Annotated in this window: 32 protein-coding genes; 29 read left to right on the top strand and 3 right to left on the bottom strand. The window is 47.3% G+C overall.

Annotated features, from left to right (window positions below; all coding sequences use genetic code 11):
* Positions 1 to 45: 45 nt before the first annotated feature.
* Positions 46 to 1,047 (top strand): patatin-like phospholipase family protein, encoded by a 1,002-nt coding sequence (locus FS628_RS13680; RefSeq protein ID WP_145322658.1) that lies wholly within the window; start codon positions 46 to 48, stop codon positions 1,045 to 1,047.
* Between the two features lie 61 nt (positions 1,048 to 1,108).
* On the opposite strand, the gene FS628_RS13675 is transcribed toward FS628_RS13680, so the two are convergent.
* On the bottom strand, positions 1,109 to 1,441 hold the full coding sequence (locus FS628_RS13675) for a hypothetical protein (protein ID WP_145322656.1): 333 nt from the start codon (positions 1,439 to 1,441) through the stop codon (positions 1,109 to 1,111).
* Positions 1,442 to 1,446: 5 nt separating this feature from the next.
* Positions 1,447 to 2,439 carry a DUF1385 domain-containing protein gene (locus FS628_RS13670; protein WP_145322653.1) on the bottom strand — a complete coding sequence of 331 codons (993 nt, stop codon included), beginning with the start codon at positions 2,437 to 2,439 and terminating at the stop codon, positions 1,447 to 1,449.
* A 214-nt stretch (positions 2,440 to 2,653) separates the two neighbouring features.
* Here FS628_RS13670 and FS628_RS13665 point away from each other — a divergent pair, with 214 nt between their 5' ends.
* From FS628_RS13665 to FS628_RS13645, 6 genes are all read left to right on the top strand, one after another.
* Entirely contained in the window at positions 2,654 to 3,232 is a 579-nt protein-coding gene (locus tag FS628_RS13665) for a YqhR family membrane protein (protein WP_145322651.1), read from the top strand.
* A 76-nt stretch (positions 3,233 to 3,308) separates the two neighbouring features.
* Positions 3,309 to 3,752, top strand: coding sequence for a type II 3-dehydroquinate dehydratase (aroQ, locus tag FS628_RS13660; protein ID WP_145322649.1), 444 nt, complete (start codon positions 3,309 to 3,311; stop codon positions 3,750 to 3,752).
* A 39-nt stretch (positions 3,753 to 3,791) separates the two neighbouring features.
* Positions 3,792 to 4,865, top strand: a complete 1,074-nt coding sequence (locus tag FS628_RS13655) for a M24 family metallopeptidase (RefSeq protein ID WP_145322647.1) — start codon at positions 3,792 to 3,794, stop codon at positions 4,863 to 4,865.
* 82 nt (positions 4,866 to 4,947) lie between these two features.
* Positions 4,948 to 5,106 carry a hypothetical protein gene (locus FS628_RS31365; protein WP_186327812.1) on the top strand — a complete coding sequence of 53 codons (159 nt, stop codon included), beginning with the start codon at positions 4,948 to 4,950 and terminating at the stop codon, positions 5,104 to 5,106.
* A gap of 71 nt (positions 5,107 to 5,177) precedes the next feature.
* Positions 5,178 to 5,735 (top strand): elongation factor P, encoded by a 558-nt coding sequence (efp, locus tag FS628_RS13650; protein WP_017687580.1) that lies wholly within the window; start codon positions 5,178 to 5,180, stop codon positions 5,733 to 5,735.
* A 190-nt stretch (positions 5,736 to 5,925) separates the two neighbouring features.
* The gene (locus FS628_RS13645) at positions 5,926 to 7,179 is read left to right on the top strand and encodes an aspartate kinase (RefSeq protein WP_145322645.1); all 1,254 of its coding nucleotides are present in this window, start codon (positions 5,926 to 5,928) and stop codon (positions 7,177 to 7,179) included.
* An 85-nt stretch (positions 7,180 to 7,264) separates the two neighbouring features.
* On the opposite strand, the gene FS628_RS13640 is transcribed toward FS628_RS13645, so the two are convergent.
* Entirely contained in the window at positions 7,265 to 8,014 is a 750-nt protein-coding gene (locus FS628_RS13640) for a 2-phosphosulfolactate phosphatase (RefSeq protein ID WP_145322643.1), read from the bottom strand.
* A 262-nt stretch (positions 8,015 to 8,276) separates the two neighbouring features.
* Between FS628_RS13640 and spoIIIAA the strand changes: the two genes are divergently transcribed.
* The 22 genes from spoIIIAA to ahrC all read left to right on the top strand — a co-directional run bounded on the left by spoIIIAA (position 8,277) and on the right by ahrC (position 25,964).
* A complete protein-coding gene (gene spoIIIAA, locus FS628_RS13635; RefSeq protein WP_145322641.1) occupies positions 8,277 to 9,281 on the top strand; it encodes a stage III sporulation protein AA in 1,005 nt (334 codons plus the stop codon).
* Entirely contained in the window at positions 9,274 to 9,792 is a 519-nt protein-coding gene (spoIIIAB, locus tag FS628_RS13630) for a stage III sporulation protein SpoIIIAB (protein ID WP_145322639.1), read from the top strand. Before spoIIIAA ends, spoIIIAB begins: the two co-directional genes overlap by 8 nt.
* A gap of 29 nt (positions 9,793 to 9,821) precedes the next feature.
* The gene (gene spoIIIAC / locus FS628_RS13625) at positions 9,822 to 10,025 is read left to right on the top strand and encodes a stage III sporulation protein AC (protein ID WP_017687585.1); all 204 of its coding nucleotides are present in this window, start codon (positions 9,822 to 9,824) and stop codon (positions 10,023 to 10,025) included.
* A 31-nt stretch (positions 10,026 to 10,056) separates the two neighbouring features.
* On the top strand, positions 10,057 to 10,446 hold the full coding sequence (gene spoIIIAD, locus FS628_RS13620; RefSeq protein WP_017687586.1) for a stage III sporulation protein AD: 390 nt from the start codon (positions 10,057 to 10,059) through the stop codon (positions 10,444 to 10,446).
* Positions 10,447 to 10,466: 20 nt separating this feature from the next.
* Positions 10,467 to 11,657, top strand: a complete 1,191-nt coding sequence (gene spoIIIAE / locus FS628_RS13615; RefSeq protein ID WP_145322637.1) for a stage III sporulation protein AE — start codon at positions 10,467 to 10,469, stop codon at positions 11,655 to 11,657.
* A 30-nt stretch (positions 11,658 to 11,687) separates the two neighbouring features.
* Entirely contained in the window at positions 11,688 to 12,518 is an 831-nt protein-coding gene (spoIIIAF, locus tag FS628_RS13610; RefSeq protein ID WP_145322635.1) for a stage III sporulation protein AF, read from the top strand.
* A 15-nt stretch (positions 12,519 to 12,533) separates the two neighbouring features.
* The gene (spoIIIAG, locus tag FS628_RS13605; protein ID WP_145322633.1) at positions 12,534 to 13,172 is read left to right on the top strand and encodes a stage III sporulation protein AG; all 639 of its coding nucleotides are present in this window, start codon (positions 12,534 to 12,536) and stop codon (positions 13,170 to 13,172) included.
* A gap of 64 nt (positions 13,173 to 13,236) precedes the next feature.
* Positions 13,237 to 14,067, top strand: a complete 831-nt coding sequence (locus FS628_RS13600; RefSeq protein ID WP_145322631.1) for a SpoIIIAH-like family protein — start codon at positions 13,237 to 13,239, stop codon at positions 14,065 to 14,067.
* A 139-nt stretch (positions 14,068 to 14,206) separates the two neighbouring features.
* Positions 14,207 to 14,671 (top strand): acetyl-CoA carboxylase biotin carboxyl carrier protein, encoded by a 465-nt coding sequence (gene accB, locus FS628_RS13595; RefSeq protein ID WP_036614903.1) that lies wholly within the window; start codon positions 14,207 to 14,209, stop codon positions 14,669 to 14,671.
* Between the two features lie 55 nt (positions 14,672 to 14,726).
* Positions 14,727 to 16,070: an acetyl-CoA carboxylase biotin carboxylase subunit gene (gene accC / locus FS628_RS13590; RefSeq protein ID WP_062835268.1), complete on the top strand. Its 1,344-nt coding sequence runs from the start codon at positions 14,727 to 14,729 to the stop codon at positions 16,068 to 16,070.
* 218 nt (positions 16,071 to 16,288) lie between these two features.
* A complete protein-coding gene (locus tag FS628_RS13585) occupies positions 16,289 to 16,699 on the top strand; it encodes an Asp23/Gls24 family envelope stress response protein (protein WP_017687593.1) in 411 nt (136 codons plus the stop codon).
* A 145-nt stretch (positions 16,700 to 16,844) separates the two neighbouring features.
* Positions 16,845 to 17,384: an alkaline shock response membrane anchor protein AmaP gene (gene amaP, locus FS628_RS13580; RefSeq protein WP_145322629.1), complete on the top strand. Its 540-nt coding sequence runs from the start codon at positions 16,845 to 16,847 to the stop codon at positions 17,382 to 17,384.
* A gap of 14 nt (positions 17,385 to 17,398) precedes the next feature.
* Positions 17,399 to 17,632 carry a DUF2273 domain-containing protein gene (locus FS628_RS13575; RefSeq protein ID WP_145322627.1) on the top strand — a complete coding sequence of 78 codons (234 nt, stop codon included), beginning with the start codon at positions 17,399 to 17,401 and terminating at the stop codon, positions 17,630 to 17,632.
* A 221-nt stretch (positions 17,633 to 17,853) separates the two neighbouring features.
* Complete coding sequence (gene nusB / locus FS628_RS13570; RefSeq protein ID WP_017687596.1) at positions 17,854 to 18,306, top strand: transcription antitermination factor NusB; 453 nt, start codon at positions 17,854 to 17,856, stop codon at positions 18,304 to 18,306.
* 117 nt (positions 18,307 to 18,423) lie between these two features.
* Complete coding sequence (gene folD / locus FS628_RS13565; protein ID WP_017687597.1) at positions 18,424 to 19,281, top strand: bifunctional methylenetetrahydrofolate dehydrogenase/methenyltetrahydrofolate cyclohydrolase FolD; 858 nt, start codon at positions 18,424 to 18,426, stop codon at positions 19,279 to 19,281.
* Between the two features lie 10 nt (positions 19,282 to 19,291).
* A complete protein-coding gene (gene xseA, locus FS628_RS13560; RefSeq protein ID WP_145322625.1) occupies positions 19,292 to 20,656 on the top strand; it encodes an exodeoxyribonuclease VII large subunit in 1,365 nt (454 codons plus the stop codon).
* Entirely contained in the window at positions 20,646 to 20,903 is a 258-nt protein-coding gene (xseB, locus tag FS628_RS13555; RefSeq protein WP_017687599.1) for an exodeoxyribonuclease VII small subunit, read from the top strand. Before xseA ends, xseB begins: the two co-directional genes overlap by 11 nt.
* Positions 20,896 to 21,801 (top strand): polyprenyl synthetase family protein, encoded by a 906-nt coding sequence (locus tag FS628_RS13550; RefSeq protein WP_440131294.1) that lies wholly within the window; start codon positions 20,896 to 20,898, stop codon positions 21,799 to 21,801. The genes xseB and FS628_RS13550 overlap by 8 nt, the downstream gene beginning before the upstream one ends.
* 283 nt (positions 21,802 to 22,084) lie before the next feature.
* Positions 22,085 to 23,992 (top strand): 1-deoxy-D-xylulose-5-phosphate synthase, encoded by a 1,908-nt coding sequence (gene dxs / locus FS628_RS13545; protein ID WP_145322621.1) that lies wholly within the window; start codon positions 22,085 to 22,087, stop codon positions 23,990 to 23,992.
* A gap of 22 nt (positions 23,993 to 24,014) precedes the next feature.
* A complete protein-coding gene (locus FS628_RS13540) occupies positions 24,015 to 24,860 on the top strand; it encodes a TlyA family RNA methyltransferase (RefSeq protein ID WP_145322619.1) in 846 nt (281 codons plus the stop codon).
* Between the two features lie 84 nt (positions 24,861 to 24,944).
* Complete coding sequence (locus FS628_RS13535; protein ID WP_145322617.1) at positions 24,945 to 25,430, top strand: hypothetical protein; 486 nt, start codon at positions 24,945 to 24,947, stop codon at positions 25,428 to 25,430.
* 84 nt (positions 25,431 to 25,514) lie between these two features.
* On the top strand, positions 25,515 to 25,964 hold the full coding sequence (gene ahrC / locus FS628_RS13530) for a transcriptional regulator AhrC/ArgR (protein WP_145322615.1): 450 nt from the start codon (positions 25,515 to 25,517) through the stop codon (positions 25,962 to 25,964).
* Positions 25,965 to 25,980: the final 16 nt, after the last annotated feature.

Genomic DNA, 25,980 nt, shown 5'->3' with positions numbered 1-25,980 from the left:
GAGTGGCAGTAGAAACGTGGCTGCCTGGAGAACGGGGGTTTTGTTGTGTTAATTAACGCAGTGTTTGAAGGTGGAGGCGTGAAGGGAATTTCGCTTGCGGGAGCTGTGCAGGGTGCTCAAGACTGCGGCATTCAGTTTAATCGGGTGGCTGGGACGTCATCGGGTTCTATTGTAGCTGCTCTACTAGCGGCTGGTTACAGGGCCGAAGAGATGAAAGTCATTATTGAGAATACGCCGTTTGCTTCATTGCTGCGTCGTTCCCCCATATTTAATACCCGATGGATCGGCCCCGCAGCGAGGCTGTTCTTGAAGAAAGGTTTGTATTCGGGGGAAGCGCTGGAATCATGGATTCGCAAGATGCTGGAGCAGAAAGGGATTCGCACTTTTGCCGACTTGCCGCAAGGCAAGCTGCTCATTACAGCATCAGATATATCCAATGGGACCATTCTGGTGCTGCCAGATGATATTCGGCGCTTCGGAATTGATCCTGCCAAGCTGGATGTTGCGAAAGCGGTACGCATGAGTTGCAGTATTCCGTATTTTTTCGATCCGGTCGTGATACGCAAATCGCCGGTATTCTCCAAAGGCCTGCCTTTTCAAGATCAGTTCGTTTATGTTGTGGATGGTGGATTGCTTAGCAATTTTCCGCTGTGGCTCTTCGATGGTGATCGTTCGGAACGAGAGGGAGACATAATTCCGGTTGTCGGATTCAAAATGGTGGGTAAGACAGAGGTGGAACCTGCACGGATTAAAGGACCGCTAAGCATGCTTCAGGCTCTTGTGGAGACGATGCTCACAGCCCACGATGAGCGCTATATTGAACAGATTAACCGGTTCCGTACAGTGAAAATACCAACGCTGGGGATTAAACCGACACAGTTTCATCTATCGGTACAAGACAGTACGGCTTTGTATCGATCCGGTGCGAACGCGGGAACCGAATTTTTCAATGGATGGAACACGAAAATGTATGATGATCAGCTGGACAAACAAAGAAAAGAGCTCCGCAAGAAACAAGCTGAAGCTCCGCCTCTGATTCCTATATAAACACGAAAAAAGCAATTCTCCGCTTGTTGGAAGAATTGCTTTTTTGTATGTTCAATAACTTTTAGTGAAATTTCGGTATATCTTCATCGCTTTTACCTTTTTGTCCCTGAATCACTTGGAAAGGATAATCCTTGCGTTTCTTCGAAGAGCCGCTGCTCTTTCTGGCACTGGACTGTGCATTTACTTTCGCCATGGTACGTGCCGATGGCTTAATTTTCGGTGATTTGGCTTTTTGTGCCCAGCGACGAGGCGGATACTTATACAGCAGGAATACAGCTCCGAACACGACCAGAGGAATAATGATTCTGGAGGGACTAGCGCTCCCCAACCAAGTCAATACTCCAACAGCAGCTAGTGCGATGAACGTCCAAAATAAGATTGCCTGCTTGTTCATATCATTCACCCTTTCACAGGATCGAGTGTTGCAACAGGTACTTCTGATCTAGCGGAGACATTGGCGAGCTTGGCATCCAACTCACGCATACGGTTAAACGAAGCAATCGATACTTCAACCTGTTCGTTGGTCGGTTCTTTTGTTGTCAACAATTGCAACCATAATCCCGGGTATCCGAGATAACGCAGTACAGGAATATCACGTACCGAATTCGTAAGCTTTAACAGCTCAAAAGATATACCCAATACGACAGGCAACAACAGCAGACGCTGACCCATCCGTTCCCATAGGTTATCGTACGTGAAGAGGGAGTACAGAAACACTCCAATAATGACAGTCAACATAATAAAGCTGCTTCCACAACGGTAGTGCAGTCGGCTGTATTTTTGCACGTTCTCCGGTGTCAATTCTTCACCAGCTTCATGTGCGCTGATTACTTTGTGTTCCGCTCCATGATACTGGAAGAGACGTTTGATCATCGGCGTCTGTGAGATTAACCACAAGTAAGCGAGCAACAGGATCAGCTTGATGCCGCCTTCCAGTAAATTATGCAAAAATTGATTGTCGAATGCATTTTTAAATAGAAAATTCTCGATGACAACAGGAAGTAATGTAAGCACAACTTTACCGAAAAGGAATGAAAGGATGGCTACCGCAGTCACACCAATGATCATGCTAAGGCTCCAGCCTGAACCTTCTTTCTCTTTTTGCTTGGCTTTCTCTTCCGGTTCCAGTTCATCATCAGCATAGGCGTCAGCAGAGTAATTGAGATGTCTGCTACCTTTGACACTTGAATCTATAATGCTGACAATTCCGCGTAATAAAGGAATCCGCCGCAATTTCGTGACCCAGGACTTGTCTTGCTTGGGAACTTCCAGATACGTAATTTCGCCGTCTTTTCTACGAACAGCTGTAACGTTGACATGTTTCCCACCGAACATTACGCCTTCAATGACAGCTTGCCCCCCATAGCTGACAGGCTTGGATTGTTGAGGCAAATTATTCACCTTCCTATTCTGTTCTAGGCCTTCGCGATCAAAGGCAGTTTAATAACCCTATTGTATCGAATTTTAAGAGCAATTTCTAGTTTGTGAGTCAATCCTTGAAGGATGTTGTTAAGATTGTCCTGTTTTGAACATACTACCTCGTAGAATGAAGCACAAAAATCGAGTCATAATACGGGGTTATCAACTGAAATGAAGGAGAATATCGATGACAGAACGTAAGCATGATGATACATCACATGATGAAGGTCAACGACCGAATGAGCGTCAGCAAAAAGATAAAGGCAGGCGCCCTACTCAGCGACAAGGTCAAGCGCACTATTATACCAAGCCATTTTCCTTTGCATTAGAGCTTGGCTTCTTTGCCGGGTTTATCTGGGGTGGGCTACACTGGCTATTCTATCTGCTGCATTTTACGATTGTGCCGGTGGGATTTCTGGCCGAGCCTTTTTTCAAACATGAATATATATATACCGCAGCTGGGCATTTAACAGGCTGGTTGTTTTTTATCGTTTTTTCCATCTTGGCTTCTTTGCTCTACACGTTCACGATTAGAAAATTAAAAGGGCCTTTACCCGGCATGGTGTATGGAATTGTCTGGTGGCTGATTCTCTTTGTACTGGTAGGGCCGAAACTCGGGATGATGAAGCCTCTGAACGGTTTAACGTGGGATTCGATCATCACGGAACTCTGTTTCTTTTTGCTATGGGGGCTGTTCATTGGTTACACGGTAGCCATGGAGTACACGGACGAACGCAAACGCGAGCCAGAGCAAGCGGGGGCATAGCGCAAAAAAGCTTCTCAATCCGGCAATGCCTGTGTTAAAATAGCAGATGGTTATTTGCAGAGAGGGTGGAGCAGCGATGAAACGAATTATTGTGATCAATGGTCCGAACCTGAACATGCTTGGAGTACGTGAGCCGGGCATCTATGGAACGCTTAGTCTGAAGGATATTGAGGACAAAATTCGCAGACAGGCTGATGAACTTGGCGTCTCCATCGCTTTTTATCAATCGAACCATGAAGGGGACATCATTGACCGCATTCATGCAGCGTTAGGTGAAGCAGACGGGCTGATATTGAATGCCGGAGCATTTACCCACTATAGCTATGCTATACGTGATGCAATCAATGCTGTAAAAGTCCCTACAGTGGAAGTACATCTATCCAACATTCATGCACGCGAAGCGTTCAGACATCATTCAGTGATTGCAGCGGAAACAATCGGGCAGATTGCCGGATTTGGCGAAGTAAGCTATGAACTGGGATTGCTGGCTCTTGTGCGTCATCTGGACAAACAAACCTGAGCCGGGAACCCGGGAATGTGAGAGAAAGAAGGGTTACCGATGGAAAACAAACGAGTAAATAAGTTGCGTGAAGCCATGCGTGAGCGTGAACTCACAGCAATGCTGATTACAAACCCGATTAACCGTCGTTATATGACGGGCTTTACAGGCTCTGCGGGATATGTGCTGATTACGGAACAGGATGCATATTTGCTGACTGATTTCCGTTATATGTCACAAGCGCCTCAGCAAGCCAAAGGATTTACCGTTGTGGAGCATGGAGCTAAGCCGATGGATACGGTGCGCGAATTGCTGACATCCGCGAATATCAAAGAAGTGGGCTTCGAGCAGGATAGTGTCACATTCGGCACGCATTCCGCTTATGCTGAAGCACTTCAATCTATCGAACTGAAAGCTGTATCCGGGATTGTGGAACAACTTCGCATGTTCAAGGATCAAGACGAGATTGCGGTTATGCAGAGAGCAGCAGATTTGGCGGATGCCACGTTCAGCCACGTGTTGCAGTTTGCAAAACCAGGCATGACAGAGCGTGAAGTGGATCTGGAGATGGAGTTTTTCATGCGTAAACATGGAGCAACGTCCTCTTCGTTCGACACGATTGTAGCATCGGGTGAACGTTCTGCTATGCCTCACGGTGTAGCGAGTAGCAAGGTCATCGGTCAAAATGAGTTAATTACATTTGACTTTGGTGCACTTTTGGACGGATACTGTTCAGATCTGACACGTACCATTGCAACAGGCACACCTGTACCTGAACTGCGCAAAATTTATGACATTGTACTGGAAGCTCAGTTACATACGCTGGAGAACCTGAAACCGGGCATGACCGGACGGGAAGCAGATGCACTGGCTCGTGATATCATTGCAGGTCACGGATATGGAGATCAGTTCGGACACAGCACAGGCCACGGTCTGGGCATGGAAGTTCACGAAGCTCCTCGCTTGTCCAAGCTTAGCGACGATGTATTGAAACCGGGTATGGTTGTTACCGTTGAACCGGGTATATATATTGACGGACTTGGCGGCGTGCGTATCGAGGATGACGTAGTGATTACCGAGACGGGTATTCATATTCTCACGAAGTCGGACAAGAAGTTCACCGTAATCGGCTAAATTACAGCCACCAGGGATATAAGACGATTTTTAATATAGAGGTATGTATATCTACGATTGATTCTATGCGAGCGCAAACGCAGTGAAGGGGACGGAATCGATTCAGAAGAAGCGTCAGCGTTCGCCTTTGTCTTCCCATTTTCAACCTTATGTAAGTGTAATCATGAAAATGGGGAGTCAACAGCGATCGGAAGAACGATCCGAATCCGAAACGGTCATGTCGCACAGAGTCACCGAGTAGATGAACTCATCTTTATATTAACCCATCGTCTTATATCACCTACTTTTCAACCATATCAGGAGGGATTTTTTGTGATTTCAGTAAACGATTTTAAAACAGGCTTGACCGTGCAAGTAGATAACGATATCTATACCGTGCTTGATTTCCAACACGTCAAACCAGGTAAAGGCGCTGCCTTCGTACGTTCCAAATTGAAAAACCTGCGTAATGGTAACACCGTTGAAAAAACATTCCGTGCAGGCGAAACCATTGGTCGTGCGATCATCGAAAACCGTGGCGTATCATACCTGTATGCAAGTGGTACAGAGCACACGTTCATGGATAACGAAACATATGATCAGTTCACATTGACTAGTGATCAACTGGAATGGGAATTGAACTTCCTGAAAGAAAACATGGTCGTTAAGATCGTTAGCTACCAAGGTGAAATCCTCGGAATCGACTTGCCAACAAGCGTTGAGTTGAAAGTTATCGAGACTGAGCCAAGCGTTAAAGGTAACACTGCACAAGGTGCTACCAAAAATGCAAAAGTAGAAACAGGTTTGAACGTACAGGTTCCTTTGTTCATTAACGAAGGTGACGTTCTCCTGATCGATACACGTGAAGGTAAATACTCTTCCCGTGCGTAACTTTCACAGCCTGTAAGCTAAAAAAGGTTATTAACAACCCTTTGCCATTCCTTTGGCAGAGGGTTTTTTCGAAAAAAGATTAGCCTATCAGTCGCTTTCGTAATATACTGGGTTAAAGTCATTTCTCGTAGAGAATAATGACGATGGACATCAATTATGCATACTGCACAAGGTAGGGAGTGGATTTGCTTTGTCATTGTACGTCATGAAATTTGGGGGCAGCTCGGTCGGAGATACAGAGCGCATGAAGCGTGTAGCCGGACGTGTTGTAGAAAAAGCTGATGAAGGACATCGGTGTGTAGTCGTGGTTTCGGCCATGGGGGATACAACGGATGATTTGATTGATCAGGCAAAACAACTGAATAGTGATCTGCCTGCTCGTGAGATGGATATGCTCTTAACGACAGGAGAACAGATTTCGATCTCCTTGTTATCGATGGCTATTCAAGCGCTTGGACGCAAGGCAGTATCGTTTACGGGCTGGCAAGCGGGATTCCGCACAGAGCCGGTTCACGGAAAAGCACGTATTAATGATATTCATCCCGACCGTGTGAATGCAGCACTTGCCGAAGGCAACATTGTTATTGTTGCAGGCTTCCAGGGCATGACGGAAGACGGCGAGATCACAACACTGGGTCGTGGTGGTTCGGATACAACAGCTGTAGCGCTGGCTGCAGCCATTAAGGCTGATGCGTGCGAGATCTATACGGATGTGGACGGAATCTATTCTACAGACCCGCGGATCGTTAAGGTTGCGCGCAAGCTGAAGGAAATATCGTATGACGAAATGCTGGAACTCGCTAATTTGGGAGCAGCGGTGCTGCATCCGCGTGCAGTTGAGTACGCGAAGCATTCCGGTGTGCCTTTGATTGTAAGATCCAGCTTTAACCATAATGAAGGAACGGTTGTGAAGGAGGAAGCAGCAATGGAACAAGGTGTAGTGGTTAGTGGTATTGCCTATGACAAAAACGTAGCTCGCATCAGTATTCTGGGTGTGCCGGATGTACCAGGAGTTCTGGCTGAAGTATTTGGTGCGCTTGCATCCAATCAGCTGGATGTGGACATTATCGTTCAGAGCGGAGTGATGGATGGCAAAGCGGACTTCTCTTTCTCTGTTGCGCTATCTGATCGTGAGAACGCATTGCGTGTCATTGAAGGCCTTCACAGCCGCTTGCCTTACCGTGAAGTCACATCTGAAGAGAACCTCGTTAAAATCTCCATTGTTGGCGCTGGGATGGTCAGTCACCCGGGTGTAGCTGCCAAGATGTTCAAGGTCATTTCTGCTGAAGGCGTGAGCATCAAGATGGTGAGTACTTCCGAGATCAAAGTATCTTGTGTCATTGATGGAGAGAAGCTACATGACGTTATTAAGGCGTTGCATACAGCATATGATCTCGATACCGCTGAGCAAGCTGTGATTGGCGGACCACAAGATCGCAGATAAGTTGTTTCTACACATGTAAACATAGCAAAGGTGTACTGTTGCCAACGGGCAGCAGTGCACCTTTTTGTTTTTCTCATAGCAATTCTCAGAGTGACTTGAATATCTTCTCCCCGCGTATCCCCCGATAAGGCGCCATACGGTTCCCTTCTCCCATCTCGGGAACACAATCCAGCAGATTTAATTGAGAGCAATACGAAATATCATGAACCCTGCCTAACTTTTCAAGCCTTCTCCCGCCGGACGATATTCTCATCATATCCGGGATACTGTCCCTACATTGGGATACCGCCTGATGAAGTACTATACCGAGATCATTCAATTGAATGGGAGAATAGGATTGTCGGTGTAGCTCTTCGATAATGCATCCAGCACACAAACCATCCTCCAGTGCAAATTCATCCTGTGTCCCCGCACATAGCAACAATACATCTCTTTGCAGTTCACATAGAACTGCTGCGACAGCCTGCACATTGAGAAATGATCCAGCGAGTACATGTTTCGCCTTGGAAGCTTTGATCAAGGCCCGGGTCCCATCGGTTGTAGTTAATATGATGGTTTTATTTGCAACGCCTTCAGTCATATATTCATAGGGGGAATTACCCACCTCGAATCCGGTAATTTTTTTGTCAAAACGCTCCCCGCCCCGAATGCAATCTTTCATTTCCATTTGTTTGGCTTGTGGAACCGTCTCTACGGCAATCACAGCCGCAGCGTCATACGCCAGGGCTGTAACAATCGTACTGGTCGTACACAATACATCAATGACAACCGCACTACGCCCTGCAACATCAATGGTGCGTAACTCATTCACATTGCCTACCACATCAACTCGCACTCCCCACAACTCCTTTCTGTATCTGGGGATCGGTAGTTCTATTTGAACTGGAATGGAACTTACCTATCTGCAATTACCATATGCATGCGCATCTAGACGGGTGCCTAGAGCAGTAGGTTGATCTATGGTTTCAACTCTCAACCGCATTCTGAAGAAATGATAGATTTCAGCGTCATAAATTAAATGTACAGGCATAAACTTGAGATATGAACAAGCGCCAGAAGCGTGAACCATATGATCTCAAGGTTGGAGGAGCCTACTCATGAAGGTGAACTGGAAGGAACTTTTTCCGGAACCGATCCGCACCATTCTCGGAAGAATGCCACCCGCTCTATTGGAACAAGTGGAGGAAGTACGTATTCGTGAAGGCAGACCCCTGGAGATAAATGCAGGCAACACATACCACTTCCTGACACCTCAAGGTAGCCCGACAGGGAACCCTGAAGAAGCGTATGTTCCCCAGAAAGAAGTGACGCACAGGTTGCTCGATCTGATCAGTAACCATTCACTTTATACATTGGAAGAGGAACTGCGCAAAGGGTTCATCACCATCCCGGGGGGGCATCGAATAGGACTTGCTGGCCGAACCGTACTAAGTGGTGGGCGTGTCGAATACCTGCGCGACATCAACGGATTTAACGTCCGGGTAGCACGTGAGGTACATGGAGTGGCTGACCGTATCCTTCCTTATCTTCTCGATATGAAGAGCGGACAGGTCTTCCATACGTTGATCCTTTCACCGCCTCAACAAGGAAAAACGACGTTGCTGCGAGATCTGGCGAGACAAATTAGCAGCGGAACGAAGCTTGCGGGGGGCAGTGAACTGGTACAGGGGATACGTCCGCGCCTGAAAGTGGGCATTGTGGATGAGAGGTCCGAAATCGCCGGTAGCTACAAAGGAGTACCTGGATTCGACGTAGGCCCACGAACAGATGTGATGGACGGTTGTCCGAAGGCTGAGGGCATGATGATGATGCTTCGCTCCATGTCACCCGATGTCCTGATTGTGGACGAGATCGGTCGTCCGGAGGACGCTGAGGCGGTGATGGAAGCCCTGCATGCAGGAGTCTCTGTAATCGCGACTGCTCATGGCCGTGACCTATCGGAGCTGTCGGCCAGGCCCGCGCTCAGAACCTTAATTGCAGAGCAGATGTTTCAACGTTATGTACAGCTGCAACGGACGAGCCGGGGCATGACCTTTCGACTGGCTGATGGCAAAATGCGTGGTTTGCAGCAGACCGGGGCAGGAGGTGAAGCCTTTGGTTAACATGCTTGGTGCGGTAATCATTCTCTTAGCCAGCACCCTCGCCGGATTTTACAAGGCCAGACAGTATGCATTAAGACCAAGACAATTGCGAGAACTCATTGCAGCCCTTCAGCGACTAATGACGGAGATTAACTATGGGCTTACTCCCCTTCCCGATGCCATGGGCAAGATGGGAGCCCAGACCAAAGAACCTGTAAAGACGCTGTTCCTTCATGCAGCTACACAGATGGAACCTCCTCATGGACTTACTGCCCGGGAGAGTCTTCAGTCCGGCGTGGATCTGGCTTGGGGAAGATCGGCCATGAAGGCTGACGAGCGGGAAGTCATGCTGCAATTAAGCTTCAGCCTTGGCACAAGTGACCGTCAGGATCAGACCAAACATATATCGTTAGCCATTCAACAACTAATGCATGAGGAATCCCGTGCCCAGGCCGATCAAATGAAATATGAACGAATGAGCCGAAGCCTCGGGATGCTTGTCGGAGCGTTAATCGTCATTCTGATCTTCTGAAATAGCCGGGATAGTGAGGTGCCAAGGTCATGAATCTAGAAGTGAACGCAATCTTTCAAATTGCGGGTATCGGAATCATTATTGCCATGATTCACACGGTACTGAAACAAATGGGAAAGGAAGATATGGCTCACTGGGTGACCGTAATCGGATTTGTCGTTGTATTGTTCATGGTGGTCCGTATGCTGGACAGCCTGCTACAAGAGATCAAATCGATATTTCTTTTTCAATGAAAACGGTCATGAAGCCGGATGGTGGTGACCTGTGGAAATTATCCAAGTTGTAGGTTTGGCGCTCATCGCAACAGTGCTCATTCTGGTCATTAAGGAACAGAAGCCGATGTTTGCCTTTCTGATTGCTGCTGCGACTGGTATTGTGATCTTCATGTTGTTGATTGGCAAGATCGGTGCAGTCATCGAGGTGTTGAAGCGGCTTGCCGAGAATTCAGGGATGGAGAGTATTTATCTAAAAACGGTGCTGAAAATTATTGGCATAGCGTACATTGCTGAATTTGGTGCACAGATCGTCAGGGATGCAGGCCAGGAGAGCATTGCGTCCAAGATTGAACTGGCCGGCAAGGTGTTGATCCTCGTTCTTGCTATACCGATCATCAGCATTATTATCGAAACCGTCATGAAGCTGATGCCGGTGTAGAAGGGGCGTGCGGACTTCATATGAAATCGATTCATCATAAGCCGCAATGGCGCCTTACGGTTGTGCTGATGCTCTGTTTTCTGTTCGGTATTCTGGGACAGGTTACTGCAAGCTCGCCTTCCGGCGAGTGGATGGAGCAGCAGGCCGATCAGCTTCCCAAGGATCAGGTGGAGAAATACTGGGATCAACTGATGCAACAATACGGTGGTTTTTTCCCGGATGGGAAAACCCCTTCCTTCATGGATATGTTAATCCCCGGCAATGAAGGGTTCAGCCTGAAGTCGGTGTTTGTAGCCATAGGAACCTTCTTGCTGCATGAAATTTTATATAATGGCAAGCTTCTGGTCACGATTGTGATGTTAAGCGTACTGAGTATGATTCTGGAGACTCTTCAAACCGCCTTTGAGAAAAATAATATTAGCAAAATCGCCTATTCGATCTGTTATATGGTCATCATCATCATTGCCATTAACAGCTTCAGTGTGGCGATTGGATACGCCAAGGATGCCATAACCGGCATGATCAACTTCATGATGGCGATGGTTCCCTTGTTATTCACACTGCTCGCGTCCATGGGTAACGTCATCACCGTCTCTGTGACCCATCCACTCATCATTTTCATGATCCATCTGGTGAGTACATTGATTCACATGCTCGTATTCCCGCTACTCTTCTTCTCAGCTGTTCTGCATCTCGTCAGCTCATTGTCTGACAAGTACAAGCTGACACAGCTGGCAGACCTCCTGCGCAATATAAGTGTGGCACTGCTGGGTATCCTGCTGACGATGTTTCTGGGTGTAATCTCGGTTCAGGGAGCATCGGGCTCCGTAGCGGATGGAGTCAGCCTGAAGGCCGCCAAATACATCGCAGGCAACTTTGTCCCTGTTGTGGGCAGAACATTTGCGGATGCGACGGATACGGTAATTACAGCTTCACTACTTGTCAAAAATGCAATTGGACTCACTGGCGTTATCATCATCCTGTTTCTATGTGCCTTTCCGGCACTCAAGATCCTGGCTCTTGCCTTGATATACAACGTTACCGGTGCCATTATGCAACCGCTCGGAGACACCCCGATCGTAGGATGTCTACAGGCCATTGGCAAGAGCATGATATACGTATTTGCGGCGCTGGCAGCTGTCGGGTTGATGTTTTTCCTGGCGATCACCATCCTGCTGACTGCAGGGAATCTGACTGTTATGATGCGCTGAGTGCAGGTTGCAAGAAAGGGGTTGGAGAGGATGGGGTGGCTGAGCAACTGGCTCCAGGAATTGATCATGATCGTTCTGCTGGCGACTTTCGTGGATATGTTATTGCCCAATCGATCCATGGAACGTTATGTGAAGCTTGTGCTGAGCCTTCTCATCCTGCTGACTCTTTTATCACCCATAACCAAGCTCCTCAGAAGTGATCCGGTTGGTGAACTGAAACGGGCAATGTCGGCCATGGATGCTCCATCGGCTGGGAATGCAACGCTCGAACAGATTCTGGCTCAGGGCAAGCGACTGCAAGCGAATGAGCAGGAACAATCCCTGCAGTGGACAGCCAAAGAACTGGCTAATGTCATGAAAGGCCAGATTGAAGAAACAACAGGAGCGAAGGTTCGGTCCGTAGAGGTGCAACTGGCAATGAGTAAATATGAAACGGAAATGGAAGCTGCCTCGTCAGTCGAACTTCCTGTAATCCAGCGTGTATTGGTTGAGATGGCAGGAGAGAATGCAGGAGGAGAAGTGAAATCAACGCAGCAAGAAGTCGCTGCAAATACACAACCCATATTCGGTACAAATACAGAGTCAGAAAAGGATGAATCGCAGAAAACACAACAGCCCATCCAGATTGGTCAGATCGAAGTGCCTGATGTACAGATTGATGTGCGTAAAAGTCAGCAGGATGGAAATGAAGCATCTTCCGAGCCTGTTATACGTGATCAGGCAGATGAGACCAAGACCCCAAGCGAGACATCTTCACGGTCGGAACATGCGGTGAAAATTATTACATTGTTGACTGAAAAGTGGGATGTTGATGCGAACAACGTCCAAGTGAAAGAGCCGAAAAGTGCTGAAGTTCTCTGAGGAGGAGGGTGTCCGATGAAACAATGGTTCAAAAAGATGGAAACCTGGATGGGTGGCGGTGAGGGTGGGGCTAGGCGGAGCCAAACTTTCCGTTGGTTGATTATCCTGGGTTTGATCGGGGTGGGAATCATGCTGTTCAATTCCTTCGTCAATGTCAAAAAAATTGATTCCGAAAATATCGGTCGGGAACCACCGGATCCGACAACATCCATGGCATCCATACAGAGTGATCCGATGGATCAGAACCCTTTTCAGGCAATCGAAATTGCATTTGAGGACAAGATCAAAGGTGTGCTGGAGAATATCGTTGGTGTGGGGACCGTTGATGTGATGGTTACCGTGGATTCCACAGAAGAACTGGTCGTTCAGCGGAACGTGAAGGATTCTCAGCAACTTACCGAAGAAACTGATGCTAACGGGGGCAAGCGACATATGACGCAATATACCCGTGATGGCGAGATTATTACGTACGAAATATCAGGGGATCAGACACCGATAGTGACCAAAAAGCTCAAACCGCAGATCCGTGGTGTACTTGTAGTTGCGAGGGGTGCAGAGAACAAGGTTGTGAAGGAACTGATAACCGATGCTGTGGAAAAAGGACTGAATGTGGCCGCCTACCGGATCTCGGTTGTACCGCGCAAACAAGACTAATCTGGTGTGATGAATCAAGATTCAATTCTCATAAGAGTGAAGCCAATTTGAGGAGGAAGTTCTAATGAATAACAAACGTCAAACGGTATGGCTCGTTTCCATGCTGAGTCTGATGGTCATTTTGTCCGCGTATTATCTGTTCACTGAGGATTCTGGTCCAGTCAATGCACCCGTGGCTGACAGTCAGCAAGTCGATGGAATCAAGCAAGGGGAAGCGACGGAAACAGCAGGCATTCTTGATCCTACACAAGGTCTGGTTGTGAATGAAGTGGTGAATAGCGGCGAAGTTGAGAGTGACCCAAGTACGACTGGTACTGTTGAAGAACCGGCGGCTACAGAAGGTAAAGAGGCCGGAAATACAGAGCAAACACCTGCTGTCGAATCAGGCGAGAATAAGGGTGAAGCAGGAAAAGAAGCCGACAAAGAAACGGATAAAGGGGCAGCAACTACACCAGAGACTGGCGGTCAGACAGAAGGCACTGCAACGAAGACGGATGAGGAAGTCCTCAAGGAAATGGAAGAGCAGAATACGACAGCATCTGCGAGCAGCCAGTTCCAGAACTACCAGTGGCAACGTGAGGAAAGCAACAATCGCAAGTATGAGGAACTGATGACCGTGGCAGGTGATCTGAGCAAAACGCCAGAGGAAAATGCCAAAGCAACGGAGCAACTTCGTACACTGGAAGAAAAAGAAGCCAAAATTACAGGCATTGAGGAGACACTTTCCCAGCAGTTCGCCAATGCGATTGTTCAAGAAGATGCCGACAAGTATAAAGTTGTGGTCCTCAGTGACAAACTGGATGTAAAACAGGCGGTATCCATTGTGGACCTGGTCATGAAAGAATTGGCTGTTTCCCAGAACAAAATCAGCGTGCAATACGTTACAGAACAGTAATCCAAATCATGGAAATGCAGTCCCGGGAGCTGGTTGTACTCTCGGGCTCTTTCCATTTTTAACGATTATGATATAATACATAAAGCCATATGACCGTCCTAGTGAGACTGGCATGATGCCGAAGGAGTGAATAATGGAAATGTTTAAATTGAGTGAGATCAAAGAACTGATCAAACTGGTAGATGAAAGTTCCGTTCAAGAGTTGGAAATTGAAAATGAAGGATCACGGTTATCGATCCGTAAACCGGGCAAAACGGAGTATGTTCAAGCAGCTGCTGTGCAACCGCAAATGATTGCTGCTCCGCAAGTACAGCCGGCAGCAGTGGTAAGTGAAGCTGCACCGCAGGTCGATACTACAAGTCATTTACATAAAATTGTATCTCCGATGGTAGGTACTTTTTACAGAGCTTCCTCGCCGGAAGCGGGTCCTTTTGTGAGCGCTGGTGATAAAGTTGTTGAAAAAACAACGGTATGTATCATCGAAGCGATGAAGCTGATGAACGAGCTTGATGCGGACATCAAGGGAGAAATCGTTGAAGTGCTGGTTGAGAACGGACAGCTGGTCGAGTACGGGCAGCCCCTTTTCCTGGTGAAACCGGAATAACCGTTATAGCTGGTTAACAGCTAACCGCATGAGCTTCGAAGGAGGACAAAACGAAATGAAATTTCAAAAAATACTGATTGCGAACCGTGGAGAGATTGCGGTACGTATTATTCGTGCCTGCCGCGAAATCGGCATCTCAACGGTAGCCGTCTATTCAGAAGCGGATAAGGATTCTCTGCATGTTCGTCTTGCAGATGAGGCTTACTGCATTGGACCGACACTGTCCAAGGACAGTTATCTGAACTTCACGAACCTGATGAGTGTAGCTACACTCACAGAATGTGATGCAATCCACCCTGGTTACGGTTTTTTGGCGGAGAATGCTGATTTTGCAGAAATCTGTGGTTCCTGCAACATCACATTCATCGGGCCTTCACCGGAAGCCATTACCAAAATGGGAGACAAGGCTGTTGCCAAACAAACGATGAAAGATGCAGGAGTGCCTGTTATTCCTGGATCAGACGGCCTCGTTGAAAATATGGATGAAGCAATCATGATTGCTAGAGATATCGGATATCCTATTATTATCAAAGCTACTGCTGGTGGTGGTGGTAAGGGAATTCGTATTGCCGAAGATGAAGAGACGCTGATTAAGCAGATTACTGCTGCTCAGCAGGAAGCTCAAAAAGCATTTGGCAATGCAGGTGTATATCTGGAGAAATTCCTGACAGGCATGAAACACGTGGAAATTCAGATCATTGCTGATAAACACGGAAATGCAGCGCATTTGGGAGAGCGTGATTGTTCGGTTCAGCGTCGTCGCCAGAAATTGGTAGAAGAAGCTCCGTGTCCGATTCTCTCCGAAGATGTGCGTACACTGATGGGGGAAGCTGCAGTACGTGCAGCTCTTGCCGTGGATTACTCGGGAGCAGGCACATTGGAGTTCCTGCTTAGCCCGAATGGCGAGTTCTATTTCATGGAGATGAATACGCGTATTCAGGTAGAGCATCCGGTAACCGAGATGGTTACTGGCGTGGATCTGATTCGTGAGATGATCTCGGTAGCTGAAGGCAACCCACTTTCGTTCCGTCAGGAAGACGTGGTTATCAATGGCTGGGCCATTGAATGTCGTATCAATGCGGAGGATCCGGATCGTAACTTCATGCCATCACCAGGCAAAATCGGGTTCTACCTTGCACCCGGAGGACCGGGCGTGCGTGTAGATAGTGCTGCTTATCCCGGTTATACCATTTCACCTTTCTACGACTCCATGATTGCGAAGTTGATTGTGTGGGGAGCGAATCGTGAAGAGGCGATTGCCAAGATGAAGCGTGCCCTTGGGGAATTTGCGATTGAAGGCATATCCACAACCATCCCTTTCCATCAAAAATTGCTGGAGCACCCAACGTTCATTCGTGGTGACTTTGATATCAAATTTCTTGAGGAAAACGAGATTTAAAAGGTATATTGGGCTTGTTTGTCATAATGTAGCCCAAATGATATAGTATGTAATAATAAGAGCGCATGTCTCCTGCAAAGGATAAGCCCGCACCTCGCGGATGTTTGCAGGAGTTCCGGTAAAGCCGGACCGGAAGGGTTCTGAAGGTCGATTGACCTGAGTCCAGCGCCCTCACGGATGGCCGCAAACTTATCTCGCGAAAGGTGTGTTGAACAGTTATGAGTACACTACCGACTGAATTTGAACGAACGGATATCGGTGAAATCCAGATCGCACCTGAAGTTATTGAAGTGATTGCTGGATTGGCAACTCTTGAAGTGAAAGGTGTAGCAGGCATGAGTGGCGGATTCGCAGGCGGATTTGCTGAATTGCTTGGCCGCAAAAACCTTTCCAAAGGCGTTAAGGTTGAAGTGGGCCAACGTGAAGCTGCAGTCGATGTTTCCGTAATTATCGAGTACGGATACCGTCTTCCACAAGTGGCTACGGAGATTCAACAGAACGTGAAACGTTCCATTGAGAACATGACAGGATTGAATGTGAATGAAGTGAATGTTCACATTCATGACGTTCAGTTCAAGAGCACTGAGAAAGTGGAAGAAATTGACCTGAACAGTCAGCGCGTAAAATAAAAGAAGACAGATTCCCCCGGCATCATCTGCCGGGGGTTATCCCGTCTTGGACAGGTCTTCATTATAGCGAAAGCTGGATGAGGATCTGATTTTTGCTAGTGAACAGGTTAAGTGATGTTAGTGAGCAAGGGAGGCTGTGCAGTTCGTGGCTAAAATACTGGATCGGCTTCTGTTGTTTATATACAGCATAAGCGTTGGAGCAATATCGGCAGCCGTCATTCTTCTGATTAGCGGTGTGCTGCCTTACGAATTGAATTACCAGCAGGAACAAAACGTTATTGTTGCGTCGGTTATTGCAGCAGCGATTTTGTTTATCCTGAGTTTGCGATTTTTCTACATCTCGGTTCGGCGTGAGCGTGCTTCGTTGCCGTCTGTGGATCAACGCACAGAATTTGGTGATGTACAGATTTCGATGGAGACGATTGAGAATCTCTGTTTGAAGGCGGCTTCCCGTTTCCGGGGAGTACGTGATATCAAGGCACGTATACGTGTGGTTGAGTCAGGACTGGAGATTATGATCCGTGCAGTAGTGGATGGCGAGACACCTATTCCTGCGCTGACTTCTGATCTGCAAAAGGCTATACATGATCATGTGCAAGAGATTACGGGCATTCCGGTATCTTTTGTCACGGTGTATATCGCTAATGTAACCCAGTCGCCTAACTACAAGAGTCGAGTGGAATGAGGTGAGTTTCACTGATGCTGTGGAAAGAGATTTGGGATAGTCACAGAGGCCGAATTACCGGGATTATCGGCGGCATCTTTTTTGGATTTCTTTATGTATGGATCGGTTTTTGGGATATGTTGTTCTTTGCACTCTTGGTGTTCATCGGTTATACGTTAGGCAGACGAAGCGATTCAAAGCTGGGTTCGTCCCTTCCCTGGAGGGAGTGGGGACAATGGCTTGGCGATCGCTGGCGTCCGTTTAAGTGACCTACCTGAACCCTGCAATATGTTTCTTCCGAAAATAGAGCTGTAGTTTAGGTTGCCCGTTTTTTGGAGGAAACGTATTGCAGGTTTTTTTGTGAAAAGGGATAACAATAACAATACCATGGAAGCCATCGATCTAACCGATACAGGATATGATGCGATGTCTGCATGATTTTAAAATAAGCATGATGACGCTCCAGACGGAGCGCTGCAGGAGGCAGGACATGAAAAGACGTTTGGCAAGGGAAATTGCAGTACAAAGTCTGTATCAGATGGAAATGAATGAGGTAGGTGCAGCGGAAGCTGTGAACATGTTGATCAATGAAGCCGCTGAAGATAATGAAACCGAAGTGGTCATCCGCGATGCAGATGTAATGCGTACCTATGTTACTGAGATTGTACAGGGAGCCTGGAACAATAAGGAAGCGATTGATGGGCTGCTTGTGGATTATTTGAAAGGCTGGCAGATCAGCCGTCTATCACGTGTGGATCGCCAGATTCTGCGACTGTCAACGTATGAAATGGTATTCCGTGATGACATTCCGGCCAAGGTATCGGTCAATGAAGCAATCGAGCTGTCCAAATACTTTGGTACAGAAGAATCCGGTAAGTTCGTCAATGGTGTACTTGGACGTATGATTCAGGAAGTTGACGCGATTAAAGCAAAATTATCTTAAGTTATGATTAACTATAGTGCGTGTTCAAAAGGACCGGTTTTCAGTACCCTTCATAATCAAAAGCGGTTTTTTTGAACAACCTCTAAATTTATATTCACATAAGGGAGAGAGAGTACAATGACAGCATCTATTATTAACGGTAAAGAAGTATCCCAAGAGATCCGCGCGAGCATGACAACAGAAGTAAAACAGCTTAGCGAACAGGGGGTAGTACCTGGTCTGGCTGTTGTGCTCGTCGGGGAAGATCCGGCATCCCAAGTATATGTGCGTAATAAAGAAAAAGCATGTCACGACCTCGGCTTCTATTCCGAAGTGCATCGGCTGGATGCAGACACTTCCCAAGAAGATCTGCTTGCGCTGGTGGACAAGCTGAACAATCAGCAATCCATTAACGGAATTTTGGTTCAGCTCCCACTGCCGAAGCATATTGAAGAGAAAGCGGTTATTGATGCGATTGCCGTGGATAAAGACGTAGACGGATTCCATCCGGTGAATGTAGGTAATCTCGTTATTGGTGACGATAGTCTGCTTCCGTGTACTCCAGCGGGTGTAATCGAACTGATCAAGCGTACTGGACTCGAAATGTCAGGTAAGCATGCAGTAGTCATCGGAAGAAGCAACATTGTTGGCAAACCGGTATCGCTGTTGCTCCAACGTGAGAATGCGACGGTAACGATGTGTCATTCCCGTACCGCCAACATGAAAGAAATCACACGTCAGGCAGATATTTTGGTTGTAGCTATCGGCCGTGCCAATTTTGTGGATGCTGATTTTGTGAAACCGGGTGCTGTTGTTATCGATGTCGGCATGAACCGTTTGGAGAATGGCAAGCTGGCAGGAGACGTTGATTTCGAGAGCGTGAAAGAAGTATCTGGTCCAATTACACCTGTTCCTGGTGGTGTTGGTCCAATGACAATTACAATGCTGATGCAAAATACATTGATCGCTGCCAAACGCGCTCACGGATTGGCCTAGGGTTCTGTCTGTGGCAGATCAAAAGATCTACTCCATCAAAGATCTGAACCGATACATTCGAATGAAACTGGAATCGGATCAGGTCCTGTCGGACGTCTGGCTGCGCGGGGAGATTTCGAATTTCACACATCACTCCAGCGGCCACATGTATTTTACATTGAAGGACAAGGACAGCCGGATCAAGTCGATTATGTTTGCATCCCATAATCAGCGATTACCCTTTGTACCGAAGGAGGGTGCAAGGGTTATTGCCCGTGGTAATGTCTCGGTATATGAACGGGACGGGCAGTATCAATTCTATGCTACCCATATGCAACCGGACGGAATTGGAAGTCTGTATTTGGCTTACGAACAATTGAAGAAAAAGCTGGAGGATGAAGGTTTATTTTCACCTTCGCGAAAAAGGCAGATTCCTCGTTACCCACAGACGATCGGGGTTGTAACTTCACCGACGGGAGCGGCGGTGCGGGACATTATGATCACACTCCAACGCAGATATCCTTCTGCCAAAGTCGTTTTATATCCGGTTCTTGTCCAAGGTAAAGGCGCAGCACCTTCCATTGTTAAAGCGATTGGTAACCTGAACCGCATGGGAGAAGCCGATGTACTTATCGTTGGACGCGGAGGCGGTTCACTGGAGGAATTGTGGGCGTTCAATGAGGAGATCGTGGCAAGAGCAATTGTCGCTTCGGATATTCCTGTCATTTCTGCGGTTGGACACGAAACGGACTTTACCATTGCCGATTTTGCGGCTGATTTGCGTGCGGCTACACCTACAGCAGCTGCTGAACTGGCTGTACCTAATCGGGCTGAGTTGCTCGATCAGATCGGACAACGTCAGCGCCAGTTACAGCACAGCTTGCGTCAGCGTGCTGTACATAATCGTGAACGGCTCGCAAGATTACAGCGTTCGCCGGTGCTTGTTCATCCAAGACGTACCTTAATGCAGCACACGGAACGTTTGGATATGATGCACCAACGGCTTTTGAGAACTGTGGATACGCGTATGAAATGGACGGGAGAGAAGCAGGAACGTCTTCGGGCCGCACTGCAACGATTCAATCCTCGTGATCAGGTCAATGCAGCACGCCGTGAAAACGCCGCAGCACGCAGACAACTTGAACTTGCGATCAGGTCCATAACCAGATCGAAACAGCAACAGTGGAAGTCATCTGTGCGGCATCTGGATGCGCTTAGCCCGCTTAAAGTCATGTCACGCGGATATAGCCTCGTCTATGACGAGCAGGAACAACGATTGATCAAGTCGATGAAGGATGTACAACCTGGAGATTCGATCAAGATTAAATTAACAGACGGACAGCTGGACTGTCAGGTTTGGGGAATGAAGGAGGACGACAATACCCATGGCGAATGAACCGGAATTGAATTTTGAAGAAGCAATGGCGGCATTGGAAGACATCGTAGGTCAGCTGGAGCATGGTGATGTTCCGTTGGAACAGGCCATCGATCTGTTTCAGCGCGGGATGAAACTTTCGCAACTTTGCGGTCTGAAGCTGGAACAAGTGGAACGTAAGATCGAGATGATCGTAGAAGAAGATGGAGAGCTTCGCAAGAAGCCATTCGGAACTGCTGACGATGAGAGCGGTGAAGTCCATGAGTAATCGTCCTTCGTTTCAAGCATACCTTGAGGAAGTCACAGCTGAGGTGACTGAAGAGTTGAAGCACACTCTTCCCGATCATTGGGATGTACCTCAATCGCTGAAGGATGCGATGCAATATTCACTTATGGCCGGAGGCAAACGCCTTCGTCCTCTTCTGGTCGTTGCTGCGGCGGAAGCCTTCGGTACACAGCGTAAAGCTGCAATGCCGGTAGCCTGCGCCGTGGAGATGGTTCACACCTATTCACTGATCCACGACGACCTGCCTGCTATGGATAATGATGATTACCGTAGGGGAAAATTAACGAATCATAAGGTATATGGTGAAGCAACAGCCATTTTGGCAGGTGATGCACTGTTAACGCATGCTTTTTATAGTATTGTTCAAGCGGGTCGGCGCAGTGGGGTGGCATCAGAAGCGTTGCTGTCCATCGTAGAGGATATGTCTGAACTCGCTGGAGCAAGAGGCATGGTCGGTGGCCAAGTTGCGGATATGGAAGGCGAGCAAGGGATGACTGATCTTGCGCAGCTCCAGTACATTCATTTGCACAAAACGGGTGACTTAATTGTATTCTCCCTCATTGCTGGAGCACGAATCGGTGGAGCTACAGAAGAACAGTTGGAAGCACTGCGTGTGTTCGGCCGTGATCTGGGGCTGGCGTTCCAGATTCAGGATGATATTCTCGACCTGACGGGCGACGAGCATAAGATGGGCAAGAAAACACAGAGCGATGTGAATCAGCAAAAGGTAACGTATCCTTATTTTATTGGGATGGATGCCTCTATGGATGAAGTGAAGTCCCTTACACAATCTGCAAAAGATGCACTTGAAAGAGCCGAATTACCTGATGCATCGAGATTGGTGGAGATCGCAGATTATCTGATGAGTCGAGACCATTAGATTCTGACAGAGCGCGCTGTTTCAAAACCTGTAGAACAGTGTAATGAATGTAATGTCCTTTTTCCGAGTGGATGGAAAAAGTCTGTCCCGAGTAGATTCGGGAATACATACGGAGACAGATCATATCTATCTTGCTGGCGAAAATGCTCGTTATCGGGAGTAAAGTGCAGTAAATTATGATTCTTGTTCTTTTATGTTATAATGATTTAATGTCATTTGATTCATAATGTAAATAGGGATTTACACAAATAATTAAACAATCTAGGAAAGCGGGGAGATTCTCGTGCTGCTTCCACAAATTAAACAACCCAGTGATCTAAAGTCGATGTCTCAGGATGATCTTGCGCTTTTGTCGGCAGAGATCCGGCAGTTTCTAATTGAGAAACTGTCCGTTACAGGTGGGCATCTTGCACCCAACTTAGGAGTGGTTGAGCTCACGGTAGCCCTGCATTACTGCTATAACAGTCCAGCAGACAAAATGATTTTCGATGTAGGGCATCAGGCTTATGTGCACAAAATACTTACAGGGCGTATGGATCGCTTTGATACATTGCGTCAACACAACGGACTCTGCGGATTTGTTAAACGTAACGAAAGTGAACATGATGTATGGGAAGCTGGCCACAGCAGTACTTCATTGTCCGCTGCGATGGGGATGGCCCTTGCACGTGATCTGAAGGGTGAAGATAATCAAGTCATCGCAATGATTGGTGATGGAGCGCTTACAGGTGGTATGGCATTTGAGGCCCTCAATCATATTGGTCATGAGCAGAGAAAACTGATGGTTATTTTGAATGATAATGAAATGTCCATTGCTCCAAACGTTGGGGCTATGCATAAATATTTGAGCAAGATTCGTTCGGATCGCCATTATCTGAAAGCGAAAGATGATGTCGAGGGAATGCTCAAAAAAATCCCAGCTATTGGGGAGCGTTTGGCCAAATCGGCAAGCTGGATCAAAGACAGTGTCAAATATATGATGGTACCTGGGGTTCTGTTTGAAGAACTGGGCTTCACGTACTTGGGACCGATTGATGGTCATGACATTCCTAAATTGATCGAGACGTTTAAACAGGCGGACAATGTGGATGGTCCAGTCATGGTTCATGTGCTCACGACCAAAGGAAAAGGTTATCAGCCAGCTGAAGCCGATTCGCACAAGTGGCACGGGATTTCTCCGTACAAAATTGAATCCGGTCAAGTGCTGAAAGCTGTGGGAAAACCGATGTACACCGAAATGTTCGGTCAAACGCTGATTGATCTTGCGAAGCAGGATAAGCGGATTGTAGCTGTAACTCCAGCAATGCCTACAGGGTCAGGGCTCATTCCGTTTAGTAAGGAATTTCCGGATCGTATGATTGACGTGGGTATCGCAGAACAGCATGCGGCGACGATGTGTGCTGCGTTGGCCATGGAAGGCTTGAAGCCAGTATTTGCCGTGTATTCAACGTTTATGCAACGTGCTTATGATCAGATTGTACATGATATTTGTCGTCATAACGCCAACGTGATGTTTGCCATTGACCGTGCAGGCTTTGTAGGTCCCGATGGCGAAACACATCAAGGGGTGTACGATGTGGCGTTCATGCGCCATATTCCAAATATCGTTCTAATGATGCCAAAAGACGAAAATGAATTGCGTCATATGATGAAAACGGCGCTTGATTATAATGAAGGTCCGATTGCATACCGTTATCCACGAAACAATGTGGTGGGTGTACCTCTGGATGATGAGCTTGTTCCGATTCCGATTGGAACATGGGAGCAACTGCGTCCATCGGAAGGCTATGCCGTTATCGCTTCAGGATCGATGGTTCAGCTTGCAGAAGAAGCAGCAGAGATGGTAAAACGGGAAGGCATTACAGCAGGCGTAATCAACGCTCGCTTCCTCAAACCTCTGGATGAGCAAATGCTGCGTGATTTGGCTGTTCGAGGCACCAAATTGATTGTGCTTGAAGAAGCATCCCAAGCAGGTAGCATGGGCAGTGCGGTTCTGGAGTTCTACGCAGAACAGGGATTGCATGATGTACATGTGCAACTGATGGGGATTCCGGATCGCTTTATCGAGCATGGCAGCATCAAGGAACAACGTGAGGAAGTGGGTCTTACCGTTGAGAATGTATGTGCTGAACTGCGCAACATGGCTGTTCAGTCATCTTACAGCATGCCCAAAACACGTTTTCCTTCGTAAATTTACATGATAGGAGAAAGACATGTCACTCCCGAAAGAACGAATTGATGTTCTGCTGGTTGAGCAGGGCTATTATGAAAGTCGTGAGAAGGCGAAAGCAGCGATCATGGCTGGACTGGTGTATGCCAACAATGAGCCGATTGAAAAGGCGGGCATGAAAATTCCACGGGAAGCCGAGCTGAAGGTTAAAGGCTCGGTACATCCCTATGTTGGCAGAGGCGGATTAAAGCTCGAAAAAGCGATCCGTCATTTCGGCCTTGATATGAATGGACTTGTCATGCTCGACATCGGTTCATCCACCGGTGGCTTTACGGATTGTGCACTACAGCATGGTGCGTCCCACGTATACGCCATTGATGTGGGCTATAATCAGCTCGACTGGTCTTTGCGTAATGATGAACGGGTTACCGTGATGGAAAGAACCAATTTCCGCTATGTGACTCCCGAAGATCTGACCGGACCCGTGCCAAATTTTGCGAGTATTGATGTGTCTTTCATTTCACTGCGCATCATATTGCCGCCACTCCTGGCCCTTTTGAAACAACCTGCAGATATCGTAGCATTGATTAAACCTCAATTTGAGGCAGGGCGTGAAAAAGTAGGCAAGTCCGGTGTAGTGCGTGATACCAAGGTACACAAGGATGTATTACAGACCATGCTTCATTTTGCGAGTCAACTTGGTTTGAATCTGCAGAGTTTAACTTTTTCCCCTATAACCGGTGGAGAAGGCAATATAGAATTTCTTGCTCATTGGCGTCTGGAAGCACCAGAGGCAACACAACCAGAGAACGATCCAGCTTCACTTGATGCACTTGCGGAGCAAGTTGCGAAGGAAGCGGCGCATACATTTACGGGAAACTCATCATAAGATGGGTTTCTTTTCGCTGGAAAGGTGATTGATGTAAAGGGAAATCATGACTGAATCTCGAATATGTCTTCGAGGTGAGCGATAATGAATGGTCAATATGACACAATCGTTATAGGAGTTCTTGCTGTCTGTCTGATCTTGTGGCTGTTCATCGGCCTGCGTAATTGGGTGAACCGACCGATGCCTGTAAGCTTGTCTGGAATGCAACTAAACGTGAAGATTCAGGATTCCCCGGCATTAGATCTGCTTGAAGCGCAGGGGTACGAAGTCATCGGGGGTAAAATGAAAGTCCCCCTGGCTTTTGAGGCCAACGAATCCGTATTTTACAGCAGATTATTTATCGATTATGTTGCAGAGCGTGAGGATCTCAGATACCTGGTCAAAACATCGCGTCGCAGACAGCCGCTTGAATTGACTGGTCCTGCGCTAAGGGATCGCTTCCTCAATTATCTGTTGTTATATCCTGGTTGTGAAGGACTGCTGTATGTTGACGTGGAGGATTCCGATATTAAGTTAATCAGGCTCATGGACTATCAGGAAGATGTGTATGATGGGGATGATCTGGACTAGTATAGTAGAATGAACATGGTTTGGCGAAATCTGCAGCGAACTACACTTGCTGCTTTATTGCAATACATTTAACTGGAGGCATGTATGAAAGGACAAAGGCACATCAAGATTCGTGAAATCATTAGTCAAAATGAAATTGAGACTCAGGATGATCTGGTTGAAGCACTGCGCAAATCAGGTTTTCAGGTGACTCAGGCGACGGTATCCCGGGATATCAAGGAACTTTTATTAATCAAGATTCCGATGGATGACGGACGGTACAAGTATTCTTTGCCAACAGATCAACGATATAATCCGATTCAGAAGCTGAAGCGTGCACTCGTTGACAACTTCCTGCATATTGATCACACGAACAACCTGGTTGTGATGAAATGTTTGCCGGGAACAGCGAATTCCATTGCTGCTTTACTTGATAATATTGAGTGGAATGAAGTCATGGGCACGATCTGTGGAGATGACACCATCCTGATTATCTGCCGGACTGAAGGTAACAGTGTGACCGTTATTGAGCGGATCATGGGTTACATTTCTTGAATAAATGGTTCAAAAA

Source organism: Paenibacillus xylanexedens, from assembly GCF_007676705.1.
In the GTDB taxonomy this organism is placed as follows: Bacteria; Bacillota; Bacilli; order Paenibacillales; family Paenibacillaceae; genus Paenibacillus; species Paenibacillus xylanexedens_C.
This window is presented reverse-complemented; position numbering and strand designations above follow the sequence as displayed.

Bases quoted from the DNA above. Each gene is read 5' to 3' on its own strand.
- FS628_RS13665 (WP_145322651.1), top strand. From the start codon at position 2,654: ATGACAGAACGTAAGCATGATGATACATCACATGATGAAGGTCAACGA.
- accC (WP_062835268.1), top strand. From the start codon at position 14,727: ATGAAATTTCAAAAAATACTGATTGCGAACCGTGGAGAGATTGCGGTA.
- spoIIIAF (WP_145322635.1), top strand. From the start codon at position 11,688: ATGGGGTGGCTGAGCAACTGGCTCCAGGAATTGATCATGATCGTTCTG.
- FS628_RS13585 (WP_017687593.1), top strand. From the start codon at position 16,289: ATGAGTACACTACCGACTGAATTTGAACGAACGGATATCGGTGAAATC.
- FS628_RS13600 (WP_145322631.1), top strand. From the start codon at position 13,237: ATGAATAACAAACGTCAAACGGTATGGCTCGTTTCCATGCTGAGTCTG.
- FS628_RS13575 (WP_145322627.1), top strand. From the start codon at position 17,399: ATGCTGTGGAAAGAGATTTGGGATAGTCACAGAGGCCGAATTACCGGG.
- FS628_RS13550 (WP_440131294.1), top strand. From the start codon at position 20,896: ATGAGTAATCGTCCTTCGTTTCAAGCATACCTTGAGGAAGTCACAGCT.
- spoIIIAE (WP_145322637.1), top strand. From the start codon at position 10,467: ATGAAATCGATTCATCATAAGCCGCAATGGCGCCTTACGGTTGTGCTG.
- nusB (WP_017687596.1), top strand. From the start codon at position 17,854: ATGAAAAGACGTTTGGCAAGGGAAATTGCAGTACAAAGTCTGTATCAG.
- spoIIIAG (WP_145322633.1), top strand. From the start codon at position 12,534: ATGAAACAATGGTTCAAAAAGATGGAAACCTGGATGGGTGGCGGTGAG.
- xseB (WP_017687599.1), top strand. From the start codon at position 20,646: ATGGCGAATGAACCGGAATTGAATTTTGAAGAAGCAATGGCGGCATTG.
- folD (WP_017687597.1), top strand. From the start codon at position 18,424: ATGACAGCATCTATTATTAACGGTAAAGAAGTATCCCAAGAGATCCGC.
- FS628_RS13655 (WP_145322647.1), top strand. From the start codon at position 3,792: ATGGAAAACAAACGAGTAAATAAGTTGCGTGAAGCCATGCGTGAGCGT.
- spoIIIAA (WP_145322641.1), top strand. From the start codon at position 8,277: ATGAAGGTGAACTGGAAGGAACTTTTTCCGGAACCGATCCGCACCATT.
- ahrC (WP_145322615.1), top strand. From the start codon at position 25,515: ATGAAAGGACAAAGGCACATCAAGATTCGTGAAATCATTAGTCAAAAT.
- FS628_RS13540 (WP_145322619.1), top strand. From the start codon at position 24,015: ATGTCACTCCCGAAAGAACGAATTGATGTTCTGCTGGTTGAGCAGGGC.
- accB (WP_036614903.1), top strand. From the start codon at position 14,207: ATGTTTAAATTGAGTGAGATCAAAGAACTGATCAAACTGGTAGATGAA.
- FS628_RS13535 (WP_145322617.1), top strand. From the start codon at position 24,945: ATGAATGGTCAATATGACACAATCGTTATAGGAGTTCTTGCTGTCTGT.
- aroQ (WP_145322649.1), top strand. From the start codon at position 3,309: ATGAAACGAATTATTGTGATCAATGGTCCGAACCTGAACATGCTTGGA.
- spoIIIAC (WP_017687585.1), top strand. From the start codon at position 9,822: ATGAATCTAGAAGTGAACGCAATCTTTCAAATTGCGGGTATCGGAATC.
- FS628_RS13675 (WP_145322656.1), bottom strand. From the start codon at position 1,441: ATGAACAAGCAGGCAATCTTATTTTGGACGTTCATCGCACTAGCTGCT.